The sequence below is a fragment of the Sandaracinus amylolyticus genome (assembly GCF_000737325.1).
Classification (GTDB): domain Bacteria; phylum Myxococcota_A; class Polyangia; order Polyangiales; family Sandaracinaceae; genus Sandaracinus; species Sandaracinus amylolyticus.
This window is the reverse complement of record NZ_CP011125.1, coordinates 8,702,134-8,715,599: the sequence shown is the minus strand read 5'-3', so window position 1 is coordinate 8,715,599 and position 13,466 is coordinate 8,702,134. Positions and strand designations below refer to the sequence as shown.

The 13,466-nt window shown below is 73.0% G+C and carries 7 protein-coding genes and 1 pseudogene; 5 read left to right on the top strand and 3 right to left on the bottom strand.

Annotated elements, in window-relative coordinates:
* Positions 1-5: 5 nt before the first annotated feature.
* Both DB32_RS36655 and DB32_RS36650 read right to left on the bottom strand, forming a co-directional pair.
* Positions 6-3,707 carry a DUF3857 domain-containing protein gene (locus DB32_RS36655; RefSeq protein ID WP_157069849.1) on the bottom strand — a complete coding sequence of 1,234 codons (3,702 nt, stop codon included), beginning with the start codon at positions 3,705-3,707 and terminating at the stop codon, positions 6-8.
* A complete protein-coding gene (locus DB32_RS36650; RefSeq protein ID WP_053237302.1) occupies positions 3,704-7,429 on the bottom strand; it encodes a DUF3857 domain-containing protein in 3,726 nt (1,241 codons plus the stop codon). The genes DB32_RS36655 and DB32_RS36650 overlap by 4 nt, the downstream gene beginning before the upstream one ends.
* A 213-nt stretch (positions 7,430-7,642) precedes the next feature.
* On the opposite strand from DB32_RS36650, the gene DB32_RS36645 reads away from it, so the two are divergent.
* From DB32_RS36645 to DB32_RS36620, 5 genes and pseudogenes are all read left to right on the top strand, one after another.
* A complete protein-coding gene (locus DB32_RS36645) occupies positions 7,643-8,527 on the top strand; it encodes a UbiA prenyltransferase family protein (RefSeq protein ID WP_053237301.1) in 885 nt (294 codons plus the stop codon).
* Positions 8,528-8,632: 105 nt separating this feature from the next.
* Complete coding sequence (locus DB32_RS36640) at positions 8,633-10,138, top strand: M66 family metalloprotease (RefSeq protein WP_053237300.1); 1,506 nt, start codon at positions 8,633-8,635, stop codon at positions 10,136-10,138.
* A gap of 238 nt (positions 10,139-10,376) precedes the next feature.
* Positions 10,377-10,859 carry a hypothetical protein gene (locus DB32_RS36630; RefSeq protein WP_053237298.1) on the top strand — a complete coding sequence of 161 codons (483 nt, stop codon included), beginning with the start codon at positions 10,377-10,379 and terminating at the stop codon, positions 10,857-10,859.
* Positions 10,860-10,908: 49 nt separating this feature from the next.
* Positions 10,909-11,472 (top strand): annotated as a pseudogene (locus DB32_RS50345) (HEAT repeat domain-containing protein); the annotation flags it as partial.
* Between the two features lie 199 nt (positions 11,473-11,671).
* Positions 11,672-12,103 (top strand): hypothetical protein, encoded by a 432-nt coding sequence (locus tag DB32_RS36620; RefSeq protein WP_157069844.1) that lies wholly within the window; start codon positions 11,672-11,674, stop codon positions 12,101-12,103.
* A gap of 4 nt (positions 12,104-12,107) precedes the next feature.
* Here the strand turns inward: DB32_RS36620 and DB32_RS36615 are convergent, their stop codons facing one another.
* Positions 12,108-13,439, bottom strand: a complete 1,332-nt coding sequence (locus DB32_RS36615) for a threonine/serine exporter family protein (RefSeq protein ID WP_053237295.1) — start codon at positions 13,437-13,439, stop codon at positions 12,108-12,110.
* Positions 13,440-13,466 lie beyond the last annotated feature (27 nt).

Sequence of the window (13,466 nt, the reverse complement as noted above, 5' to 3'; positions counted from 1 at the left end):
GACGATCACATCGCGACGCGCAGCTCGATCGCCTCGGCCTCGTCGTAGGCACGCGCGAAGCGCGCGAGCTCCGGGTACTGCTCCGGCGTCACGCGCGCGCGCGGCAGGCGCACGCGGCGCTCGACCGTCACGACGTTGCCCTGGGTGCCCGCGCGCCACGTCGCCTGCATGCCCGAGGGGCCGCTCATCGTGCGCTCGTCGGGCAGCACCGGCGCCTGCGCGCCCTGCGGCAGGTGCACGCGCATCGTCACGTCGCGTGCGCCGCCCGGCATCACCTGCGTCGTCGCGCGTCGCGCGAGCGGCGCGTAGCTGCTCGCGAGCTCGAGCGAGTAGAGCTGCGGCACGAGGTGCGCGTCGCCGGTGAGCCGCCCCAGGCGCGCGACGTCGAACGCGTAGCGCAGCACGAGCGGCTGCTCCGCGTCCTCGCGGCCGGTGATGCGCAGCTCGGTCATGCGCGCGCCGCCCGCGATGCGCGCGACGTACTGGCGCTCGAAGATCTCCTCGAGGTGCGCCGCGGGCACCCCCTCGAGCTGGTTGCGCCACGCGACCGCGGCTGCGCCGTGGAACGTCTCGACGACCTCCACGTGCGCGCCGCCCTCGCCGTCGAGCCGCACGTCGAGCTCGATGTTCGTCAGGTCGCTCTCGATGCCGGGATCACCCACGGTCGCGCGCTCACCGCGCTCGTTCAGCACGAGCGCCTGCTGGCCGCGGATCGCGGGCTCGAGCGGGAGGAACCCGAACGGCGCGCCGCGCGCGCCCGGCCACAGCCAGATCGGCCCCGACGATCCCTGCATGCGCACCACCAGGAACGCGTAGGTCTCGTCGTCCGCGACGTCGCTCTGCGTCGCGTCGCCCGCGAAGCTGCGCGCCAGCGCGAGGTCCGCGTCGATGCCCGCGAGGTGCAGCAGATAGAGCAGCACGCGCGAGCGGTTGCCGGTGCGCGCGTGCACCATCGTCGCGGCCTGACCGAAGGGATCGTTGGTGTCCTCGACGTTCGTCAGGACCCACTGGTAGATGCGCCGCGCGCGCTGCTCGGGCGACGCATTGCCGTCGGTGCCGACGATCTCGCGCACCAGACGCACGTGCGCGGGGTCGCGCACCTCGCGATCCGCGAGCACGTCGCGCAGGCTCTCGACGTACGCGGGCCACGTCGCGTTGTGCGCCCAGAGGATCGACGGCAGGTACTCGCGCGCCGCGACGGCGCCGGGCTCCTGGGTGTGCGGCCGGCTCTCGCGCACGCGCCAGCGGCGCACGCGGAGGCCGTCCTCGGTGGTCGTCTCGGTCTCGGGCGCGGGGCCGCGCGGATCGACCGCGAGCTCCATCGACGGCGGCGCGATCACGGTGAGCTCGCTGCGATCGAAGGGCACCTCGAACGACGCGAAGTAGAAGCGATCACCGAGCGCGCCGTTCGGGAAGCCGGCGGGCGCGGGCGATGCGCGCAGGTACTCGTACTCGACGTAGTCGCCCACCGCGAGGTTGGGCATCGAGATCGTGTCCTTGCCCTGGATCTCGTCGGGCTCGAGGCGACGACCGTCGGCCTTGATGGTGCGCAGCGTGAGCAGCTGCGCGTCCTCGGGCGGGCTGAACTCGCCCTCGGCGTCGACGGCCTCTTCGCTCTGCACGCGCACGATCTGATGCGTGAGCTCGAGCTGCGAGCCGTCGTCGAACACGCGCACGACCGTGTAGTCGAGCACGAGCACCTTCGGACCGTCGTAGCTGCGGCCCGACGCCTCGTACTCGCGGATCACGCGCGCGCCGTCCTGGCGGAACGGCTCGATCGGGCTCGCGCCGCCGATCGCGCGCAGGATGCGGCGGAGGTCGCCCATCGACTCCGGCTCCTCGTGCAGCGCGGCCTCGATGCGCTGGTGCGCGGCCTGCGCGTCGCCCGCGGCGAGCATGCGATCCGCCTGCATCATCACCACGCCCTCGGCGCGCGGACGGAGCGCCGCGAGCTCGCTCAGCAGGCGCTCGACCGCGGCGTCGTCGCCGCGCTGGCGCGCGAGCGTGAGCTCCGCGTCGGCGGTCTGATAGCGGCTCGACTCGGGCTCGAGCGACGCGATGCGCGCGACCTCGCGCTGCGCGTCCTCCCAGCGGCGCTGACGCACCGCGTGCTGCAGGCGCGCGTCGCTGCGCGCGTCGCACGCGACGAGCGCCTCCGCGAGCTCACCGACCTCGGCGGCCCGACCGCGACGCAGCGCCGCGTTGAGCGCCGCGCGGCGGGGACGGCACGCGGTCGGCGCGACCTGACGCGCGTGGGTGATCGCCGCGTCGGTCTGCGCCTCCCAGCCGCGCGCCTCGAGCACGTCGATCAGCGTCAGCGGCATCACGAGCACCTCGGGCCACTGCTGGATCGCGTCGCGCAGCATGCGCATCTTCGTGAGCTCGTCGGGCTCGAGGTTCGCGAGCTGCATCCGCGGGTACCACGCGCGCGGATCGCGCTGCGCGGCGAGCGTGAGCAGCCGGCGACCCTCGTCGGCAGCGACCTGCTGGCCGGTGAGCGGATCGGAGAGCGCGACGATGCTGCCGAGCACGAGCATCGCGCCCGTGGCCTGGTCGTCGCGCACGTGCGGCGCGAGCGTCTCGCGCGCACCGACGAAGTCCGCACGCGCGATCGCGCGCGCCGCGCCCAGCGCCACACCGAGCGGGCGATCCGCCGCGGGCGCCTCGTCGCTCCACTCGGCGCCGAACGTCGACGAGGGCAGCACCGAGACCACGAGCAGCGGGTTCGGATGACGCGTCGTCGTCTTCACCATCACGCGATGCGCGCCCGCCGTGAGCTGCACCGGGTGATAGGTGATGCGCGACACCATCTCGCTGCGGCGATCGATGCGCACCACGCGCGCGTCGTCGACGCTGAGCTCCACCGAGTTCGGGCTCTCGAGGCGGATGAGGTACTCGCCCGCCGACGGCACCGTGATCTCGGTCTCCGCGTACGTCGTGCCCGGCCCCGCGACCGGACCGTTCCCGAGGTGCAGCGAGCACGCGCGCGGCTCGAGCGTGCGCGTCGGGCGCGTGCCGCGGCCGGGCCCGAGGTCGTAGGTCTCCGCGAGCGGCCCCGGCTCGTCGGGCGCGAGCTGCTGATCGAAGCCGAGCAGGTGCCGCGGACCGAAGGGCCCGGCGACGCGCCACTGCGTCGAGCAGCCCTGCGCGGTCGTGATCGCGCGCACCGCGTCGAGGTTCCCGTCGCGGTACGCGAGGTCCGAGAGCGCCGACCCGATGCCGTGACGCGCCGACGGGCCGATCGCGCCGGGCTCGGCGTGGATCGGCGTGAGCGCCTCGCGCACCCGGCGCGCGTAGTCGGGCACCGCGTCGTCGAACTCGAGCACGAACGCGACCGACACCTCCGCGAGCGACGCCGCGAGCGGCGTGCGCCCGGCCCGCGCGAGCGCGATCGTGCGCAGGTGCGCGTCGAGCGACGTGTCGAGATCGCCGTGGAGCTGGCGCTCCATCGCGTGCAGGAACTCGATCTCCGCGCTCTCGGGATCGAGCTGGCGCGCCCGCGCGATCGCGCGCTCCGCGGCCTCGCCGTCACCGCCCGCCATGAAGAGCTCGGCCTCGGCCCACGCGGCCTGCGCCGCGGGATCGTTCGGACGCTCCTCGGCGCGACGACGGATCGCGTCGATGCCCTCGCTCTGCCCGGCGTGCTGCGCGCCGCCGCACGCGATGACGAGCAGCGCGGCGATCACCATCCAAGCCCGACGCATCATCGACGCCCCCCGATCGCGATCCGCTGCCGAAGGATCAAGTCCGCCTGCTCCACCCATCGCCGGAACGCCTCGTACTCTTCGGGCGCGATGCGATCGCGCGTCAGCGCCATCTCGGTGCGCGCCACGATCTCGCGCTCGCTCTGCTCGAAGCGCAGCGACAGGCGCCCGTACTCCGAGCTCACCTCGCCGCCCTCCGGGACGTGCAGCACGCGCATGCCCTGCGGGACGCGGATGCGTCGTTCCTCGATGTAACGAGTCGTGCCGCGCAGATCGAGCGGATGACGGCGCGTCGCCGAGCGCGCGAGGCTGCGCGTCAGATCGTCGAGCACCGTCGCCTGCACCCGCAGCCCGTCGGCGTCGGTCACCGCGAGGCGCGGCACGTCCGCGGTGTAGCGGATGCGGATCGGCTCCTCGTAGTTCGTGAGCCCCGAGAACTCCTGCGTGCGCAGCTCGATGCCCGGGAAGAGGCCGCGCAGCGCGCGCTCGAAGCGCTCCCGGCGCGTTCCTTCGGCCTGGTACGTCACGCGATAGCCGGGCGCCTCCGAGCCGCGCACCTGCTCCGTGACCTCGATGCGCCCGGTGCCGTCGTGCTGCAGGTCGATCGCGATCTGTCGCGAGCGCTCGTTCTGCTCCGCGGGGAGCACCGGCGTGCGGCGCAGCTCCGCGCCGTCGGGCCCGACGATCAGCACCGTCACGCCCTGATCCATCTGCGGGAACTCGTTCGTGCCGCTGTACTCGGCCGTTCCATCGAGGAACAAATCGAGCTCGGGCACGTACGCGATCGCGTGATCGAACACCGCGAGCGACGCGGGGAGATCGTGGATCGCGCCGTTGTTGCGGGTGCGTACCAGCACGATGCGCGCGTCGATCCCGGCCTCGCGCAGCATCGTGTAGATGAGCGACGCCTTGTCCTTGCAGTCGCCGAAGCCGCGCTGGACGATCTGCGGCACGCGGTACGGCAGGAACCCGTGGATGCCGAACTCGAGGCCCACGTAGCGCGTGTTCTGGATCACCCAGCCGTAGATGCGCTGCACCTTGGTGCGCGTGTCCGGCGCGTCGCGCACCAGGTCCGCGACCACGCGGCGCAGGTTCTCGTCGGCGTAGAGCTGATCGCGGATCAGGCCCCAGTACCAGCGGCCGACGTCCTCCCACGTGCGGTAGGTCGACACGTGCAGGTAGGGCGCGACCTCGGTCATGCCCGGCATGTTGTCCTCGCTCTGGATCGCGGGGACGTCGGTCGCGACGAAGCGATCGATGCGGCGCCCGTCCTCGACGCGCTGCTCGTGCTGCAGCCCGCGGAGGCGCGGCTCGTTGAAGTGGAACTGCCGCGACGCGGGCGTCATCAGCACGTACTCGATGCGCGCGTTCGGGACCGGGCCCGCGAAGTACGTGAGGTCGCCGTAGTAGTCGTCGAACTGGTTGCGCTCCGCGACGTCGTCGATGCGCCAGCGCAGCTCCACGACGTCGCCCGGCTCGAGATCCGGGAACACCACGACGAGCGCGCGCGTGTCGTAGTAGATGCGGTACCAGGGCTCGCCGAGCTGCTGCTCGAACGTCTGCATCGCCTCGAGCCGCTGCCCACCGCGATACACGCGCGCGGTGCGGATCGTGACGCGCTGCACGTCGGGATCGAACTGGATCGGGAACGTGCGCCAGTCGCGCGCGCCCTCTTCGTCGGCGATCTGCACCGCGAGCTGGCGGAAGCTCGTGCCGAGCCCGCTCTCGAACACGGTGTTGACCGTCAGGTTCTGGAGGACGTGCGCCGGATAGCCCGACTCCTCGCGCACCCGCGCGAGGATGTCGCGCTCGCTCGCCGCGAACGCCTCGTCGACGCGCTGCGACTCGGGCGCCATCGTCTCGAGCAGCTCGCGCGTCTCCGCGTCCTGCGGGCGCAGCGCGAGCGCCTCGCGAAGCATCGTCGCCGCGACGTCCTGCTGTCCTTCGCGCAGCAGCGCACGCCCGTACGCGACGCGCACGTCGGCGTCCTCGGGGGCGAGATCGAGCGCGGCGCGATACGCGCCCATCATCTCCGCCTCATCACCGAGCGCATCGAGCACCTCGGCGGCCGCGACGTACGTGGTGACCGAGTCGGCGCCGAGCCGGCGGTACACGTCGAGGTGACGCATCACCTCGTCGCGATCGCCGCGCTGCAGTCCGTCCGCGATCAGCGCGCGACGGTTGCCGAGATCGTCCCAGCGCAGCTGCGCGAGCTCCGCGCGCATCGCGACCGCGTCGTCGCGACGCTCGGTCGCGCTCGAGGCCGAGATGCGCATCGCGAGCCAGCGCGGCGTGCCCGGCGCGAGCGCGGCTGCGCGGTTCACGACCGTCCGCGCGCTCTCGGGCAGGCCCATCGACATCAGCAGCTCGGCGCGCAGCGACACGCCGTCCATCCACTCGAGCGTCCCCTCGGGGATGCGATCGAGGATCGGCAGCGCGGCCTCGGGCGAAGGGCCCGTGCTCGCGAGGCGCGCCTGCGCGAGCAGCACGCGTCCATCCGCCGGCGCGACCTGCGCCGCGCGATCGAGGAAGCGCATCGCCTCGCCGCGCTCGTCCGCGAGCTGCGCGGCGAGCACCAGGTGCTCGACGATCGGCTGCATCTGCGCGGCGCGCGCCGCGAGCTGCTTCGCGCGCTGCTCCGCGGGATCGTCGGCGCCGGTGAACGCGAGGAAGCGCGCGAGATCGAAGATCGCCGACGCGCTCGCGCGCTCACCGCTCGCGGCACGCTCGAGCGCGGCGAGCGGCGCCTCGGGCGGATTCGGCAGCCGCACGCCGGGCGCGTGCCCGCTCGGGAGCGACTGTGACGTCGGCATCGTCGCGCTGCGCACGCCCCGCGCGGGCGCGCCGGTCGCGTCGCCGAGCCGCGCGAAGAAGCCCCACGTCGTGCTGGTCACGCACGCCTTCACGAGCAGCACGTTCTCGCCCTGGTGCGCGCCGACCATCGCGACCGCGCGGTCGGGATCGGGCTGGCGGTACGCGCCGTCGTCGATCACGCGCTCGCCGTTCCACCACGCGCGCACCGCGCCGCCGCCGCCGAGCCACAGCGAGAGCGGCTGCGCGCGCTCGCTCGTGACGATCGTGCGCGCGTAGCCGCACACGTTCGTGTCGGGGCGGTACACCGCGTCGAACGAGACGTAGCCGTACTGCGAGACGTCCGGGAAATCACGCCAGTCGACGGCGCGCACGCGGCCTTCGAAGGGCCCGGCGTCGGGTGTCGTCTCGGGCTCGAACGCGCGATCGAAGCCCGCCTTGCCCTCGTTGTCGAAGGGCCCGACCACGCGCCACTGGCGCAGGTACCCGAGCTCCTCGAACCCACGCCGCGACGCATCGGGATCGCCCATGCGCGTGCGAGCGCGCGCGAGCATCTGTGCCGCGTACTGCCGCACCGCGACGTTCAGCCGGCGGTCCGCCGCGATGCGCTCGAGCGACGCGACCGTCGTCGCCGGCGGCACGTCGTTCCACATGCGCCACAGCTCGATCAGCGGGAGGATCGCCCGCGACGAGCGACCCGCACGTCCGATCTCCGCGACCAGCTCGCGGTGGCGCGCCTCGTACGGGCGCGCGCTGCTCGTCGTGGTCGCGCTCGCGGTCGCGCGGCGCTGGCCGTCGGCGGGCGAGGCGTGGATCGAGGCAGCGAGGGAGAGCGCGAGGCCCAGCGCGGCCGCGCTGCGCCGACGAGAAGGATCGGGGCGCAGCGCGCGCGCGGCGAGGGTGCGATCGTGCAAACGAGTCCTCCGGCGAGAGCCAGGAAACGGCAGAAGACGACGACGGGATCGATGGGACCCCGCCGATCCGGGCGACCTTAGTGGGCGGTGAAACGCTGGACAAGCGCGCTCCCGGGGATGTTCCCGGTGTGTCCCTGCGCGGAAGGGGCGTGGTCGCGCGAAGATCCGGGCGAGCGGCGGCGGCGAGAGTTCCGGCTATATTGCCGCGCTCTCATGCTGATCGGTCTCCTCCGCACGATGCGGCCGCACCAGTGGGTGAAGAACCTCGTGGTGCTCGCGCCCCTCGTGTTCGCACGCGAGCTCTTCGACGTCCCGGCGTTGTTGCGGGCGCTCGCGGGCTTCGCGCTGTTCTGCGTGCTCGCCGGCGCGGTCTACGTGCTCAACGACCTCGTCGACGTCGAGGCCGATCGCGAGCACCCGAAGAAGAAGCACCGACCGATCGCGAGCGGCCGCGTCACCGAGGCGCAGGCGAAGGGCGCGCTCGTGGTGCTCGCGACGATCGCGGTGGTCGGAGGCCTCGCGCTCGGCGGCGCGTTCCTCGCGGCGGCGCTGGGCTACCTCGCGCTCAACCTCGCGTACTCGTTCAAGCTGAAGAAGATCGCGTACCTCGACGTGCTGTGCATCGCCGGCGGGTTCGAGCTGCGCGTGCTCGGTGGCTCGTTCGCCGCGCAGGTGCCGCCCTCCTGGTACCTGCTGATCGTCATGTTCCTGGCCGCGACGTTCCTCGGCCTCGGCAAGCGCGCGCACGAGCTCGCGGCGATGGAGGAGCACGCGGGCGGCAAGGCGTCGAAGACGCGCGCCGCGCTCGGTTCGTACGACCTTCGCGTGCTGATGCCGCTGCTCTACGTGATGGGCGTCGCGACGCTCGTGACGTACGTGGTGTACACGCTCGATCCCGACACGATCGCGGCGTTCGGGACGCGCTGGCTCGCGGTCAGCGTCGTGTTCACGACGATCGGCGTGGGGCGCTTCCTCCATCTCGTGCGTCGCAAGGCCGACGCAGACAGCCCCACGGACGCGATGCTCAAAGATCCGCCGTTCCTCGCGAGCGTCGGCGCGTGGGCGCTCTGCGTCCTGCTCGTCCTCTATTTCACCTGATCGGCCGGGGCCGTCGGACCCCGCCGGGGTCGATGCTCCCCGCGTGAGCGCGTGAATTCGCCGCATTTTCTCGGTGGATCGGAACGTGCTCGACGCGCGCGCTCGATGCGATGCGTGACGTGGGTGCTCGCGAGCTTCGCGGTCGTCGCGTGCACCGGCGAGATCCGCGAGGAGCCAGCGCGCGAGGATCGCGCCCAGCACGACGCGAGCGTCCTCGCGAGCGATGCCGCGACGGCGCGCGACGCGGGCGCTCCGCCGATCGACGCTGCGCCCGAGGGCGTGCGGCTCGCCGAGGGCGTCGCGATCGACGGGCTCGCGCTGTTCCAGGGCGTTCGCGTCGCGCTCGCGGCGGACGGAGCGGCGGTCGCTTCGCGCAACGCGCCGATCGTCGCGCGCCGCGCCGCGATCGTGCGCGTCTACGTCCGCGTCGACGCGCCGCGTGCGATCACCGCCGAGCTCGAGGTGCGCGACGGCGATCGTGTCCTCGACGTCCTGCGCGACACCCGAACGATCGCGACGACCTCGCGCGACGACGACCCCACGTCGGTCCTCCAGCTCGAGATCGCCGCCGAGCACGTCACCGAGACCACGCGTTTCGCGGTACGCCTCGTCGATCCCGCGGGCACGCTCGCGCCGACCGGCGCCTCGCACGACGCGCGTCTGCCGCGCGACGGAAGCGCGATCGATCTCCGCGCGCAGGACGACGGCGCGGGGCTCGAGCTCGTGCTCGTCCCGATCCGCTGGGATGGCGACGGGAGCGGTCGTCTGCCGATCACCGACGACGCGTGGATCGCGCGGGTGCGCGCGCTGCTCACGTCGCTCTATCCGCTGGTCGACGTCGACATCACGGTGCACGCGCCGGTCGCGTGGAGCGGCGGGCTCAGCTTCGGCGCGATCAACTCGATGCTCGTCGATCTGCGCGAGCGCGAGGGCGCGTCGCCGCGCGCCTATTACTACGCGCTGGCGCGTCCCGAGGAGACGTTCGGCGAGTACTGCTCGTTCCGCTGCACCACCGGGCAGAGCTTCGTCGTCGACGATCCCGAGGATCACGACATCCGCGTCGGCACCGGCGTCGGGTTCGGCACCGAGGGCTCGGCGTGGACGCTCGCGCACGAGCTCGGGCACATCCACGGCCGACGTCACGCGCCGTGCGGCGGTGCCTCGAGCCCGGACCTCGCGTTCCCCTACGACGAAGGCGGCGTCGGCGTGTGGGGCTTCGACGCGCGCGACGCTTCGTTCGTCGATCCCGGCGAGGCGAGCGACTTCATGAGCTACTGCGATCCCGAGTGGATCAGCGACTACACGTGGAGCGCGCTCTTCGCGCGCACGATCGCGGTCAGCGCGCTCTCCCGGCACCACGCCGCGCACGACGTGCTGCTGGTGCGCGACGGAGACGAGCTCGTGCTCGCGGGCCGCGCACGGATGCGCGCGCCGCGGACGCGCGATCACCGCGCGTATCGCTACCTCGACGCGATCGGTCGCACCATCGCGCGCGGCCTCGCGCCCGCGATCGCGCAGTCGCACACCGACGAGCTCGTGCTGGTGCTCCCCGCGCCGCCGCAGCGCGCGAGCCACGTTCGCGTCGGCGATCGTGTGCTCGCGATCCGCTGACGCGCGCACACGGCCTCCATCGATCGCGCGTGAAGGATTCGCGACGCGCGGACGTGAACGAGAGCCCACGCGCATTTCCGCGATCACTGCAGCTCGCCAGCGCCGAGAGCGCGCTCCGCTCCGCGGGAACGCGTCCCGCGGTCGAGCCGCGCGCGCCGTGCGCGCCGGATCACGCGCAAAACTGCGCAGATTTCGTGCGGCCCGGAACGTGCTGAACGGGACCTCGACGGAGGTTCCCATGGCGGACGAGGCGCGCAGCACGGTGGAGAGCAACGAGTGGTCGGGTCGTGACTCGGGCGTGTTCGAGCAGGCCCGACCGGATCGCGCGCGCGTGCTGCTCTGCGTGCTCGGGATCCCCGATCGCGCGACGGAGCGCGTCGTGAGCCGCGCGCTCGATCGCTTGCCGTGGACCGAGAGCTCGCGCGATCTCGTCGAGCGCTTGATGCGCTCCGAGGACGGCGAAGCGCGCGCGCGTGCGCTCGTCGCGAAGGCGCGCGGTGAAGGCGCGTCGGTGGTCGCGGAGGTCCTCCGCGAGATCGCGCGGCGCACCGAGCACGGCGCGCCGGTCGATCCCGAAGAGGCGCGCCTGATCGGCGTCGCGCTGGGCGCCGCGGATCGCAAGCGCGCGATCGACATCGTGCGCGCGCAGATCCTCCGCGCGCGCAGCGCCGACCACCGCGAGATGTGGAAGCGCGTCGCGGTCGGCGTCGCGAAGGGCTGACGGCGGCGCACTGCCTGGTTCGACGACGTGCGCGCGGTACAACGCACGCATGGAGCTCGATCACCGCGAGATCCGTGAACGCGCCGACCGCACGGCGACCGCGCGATGCCTCGCGGCGCTCGCGGAGCCCGAGCTCCCGAGCGACGAGCGCGCGGAGATCGAGCGCACGCTCGCGGTGCTGGACGATCCGCGAGCGTGGGCGCCACTGCTCACGCTGCTCGAAGATCGTGCGATGCCCATCGCGTCGCGCGAAGCCGCGGGGCGCGTCCTGCGCGACCTCGGGCATGGCTTCGACCGACGGACGCTGCGCGATGCGTGGCGCGACGGCGACGAGGTGCTCCGGGCGCACGCGCTGCTCGAGATGAGCGCTGCCCATGCGGACATCGTCACCGCGGTCGCCGCGGATCGCGGGCACCCGCTCCACCTCGAGGCGATCGAGTGCCTCGCGTTCGGCTTCGAGGCACCACGCTACCAGCCGATCAAGATCGCGGCGCTCACGCACGGCGATCCGCGAGTACGACGCGCGGCCGCCCACGCGATCGTCTGGGACGAGCCCGTCGCCGCCGAGGAGGCCTTGCTCGCGTGCCTCGACGATCCCGATCGCGACGTGGTCCGCACCGTCGCGGATACGCTGCAGTACTACCCGAGCCTCCGCTGCTTCCGCGCGCTCGCCGCGCGTCGCGATCGCGACGGCACGATCGCGTGGGCTCTCGACGGCCTCCGCGGCCAGATGCGGGACGAGCTCGGGTTGGCCGAGGACGACGCCCGTGCGCGGCTGCGCGCGTGGATGGAGGCGGTGCGAGCGCTGCTCGGTGAGATCGACGACCACCCACACGAGCCGTCGTGTGTGCCCCGCGCGAGCGCAGATCGACGATGCACGCGTCGCAGCGCGCGCGTGGGCGCACCTCCTCGACGTCGAGACCTCGGGCGCGAACGCGGTCGAGACGCTGGACACCTACGTCGCGCACGCGTCGTCCGACGCGTCGGGGCGGTTGCTCGAGCTCGTGCGCCACGACGAGCGCGACAACGTGCGCGCGCACGCCGTCCATGCCGCGTCGAAGCTCGGTCGGGTGGGGGATCTCCGCGAGCTGCTCGACATCCTCGAGCAGCCGCCCGCCGTCACGTGGAGCGTGCACATCGCACTGCTCGACGCGTGTCGCACGCACGCGCTCGCGCCTCGCGGCCTCGATGCGCTGCGCGACGTCGACCGGCTCGACGTACAGAGCGCGCTCGCGTCGCTCTGAGCGGTCAGAGCGCTTTGCGCGGCGGCACGGCCGCGGTCGCGACCAGGATGCCCGCGGCGAGCGCCATCGCGACGATCGACATGCGGAACGCGGTGCTCACCGCGCCCTCGACGTCGTGCTCGAGCAGCGATCGGATCGACAGGAACCCGATGCTCCCCGGCACGAGGAACAAGATCCCCGGCACGAGCATCAGGTTCACCGGGCGATCGCGCCATCGCGCGAACACGTGCGACGCGCTCGCGACCACGAGCGCGCCGACGAACGCGCCGAGCTCCGCGCCCATCAAGCGACCGCCGAGCTGCGATCCGGCGAGCGCGAGCACGACCGCGAAGAGCACCCAGACGCCATCCGCCGGCTTCGCGCGGAGCAGCACCGTGAACCCGAGCGCCGATCCGAGCGGCGCGACGAGCACGGCCCACGCGGGCAGCGCGTCGGGCGGCGGCGGCGCCGGGATGTGCGGCAGCATCTTCGCGATCTCGAGGCCGAGCGCGACGCCGAACCCGAGCTGCAGGAACGTCACCGCGCCGCCCATCAAGCGCGCGGTGCCGGACACCAGGTTCGCGGTCGCGAGCTCGAGCGTCGCGGTCGTCACGGTGAGCCCGGGCAGCAGCACGACGATCGACGCGAGCAGCACGACGCTCGGCCGCACCGGCACGCCCTGCCACGCGAGCATCGACGCGAGGAACGACACCGAGCTCGCCGCGAGCGCCGGCAGGAGGCGCTGCACCGCAGGGACGCGATGTCCGATCGCGTCGAGCACGCCGACGAGCACGCCGAGCGCGCCCGCGATCGGCAGATCGAGCCCGCCGCCGCCCAGCAGGATCGACGCGGCCATCGACACCAGGCCGAACGCGAGCGCGATCGACGTGTCGTTCCAGCGCGGGCGGCGCGCGAGGATCGCCTCGATGCGGCGCGCCCCGTCGCCCGGCGTGATCTCGCGGCGCTCGACGCGACCGACGAGATCGTGCAGCGCGCTCAGCCGCTCGAGATCGGTCTGGCCCGGCTCGACGCGCACCACGCGCGTGCGCACGTCGTGCGGTCCGGTCGCGCCCTCCTTCGACATCGTGACGATCAGCGCGGTCGGCGTGCAGAACGCGTCGATGTCGAAGCCGAGCGACTCCGCGAGCCGGTAGAGCGACTCCTCGACCCGCTGTGCGGGCATGCCGCACCCGAGCAGCGCACGTGCGAGGCGCAGCGAGAACGCCAGAGACGGGTCCAGGCCGTCCGCCGCGTGCTCGGCGAGCGCCTCTCCGTGCACGAGCGAGTCGAGGCTTCCGCGCTCGCTGCGCCGCCGCCGGTCGAGAACGCGAGCGGCCTGGAGAATCCAGAGATCCACGGCGCGCGCTCTCTAGCGCAGCGCAGC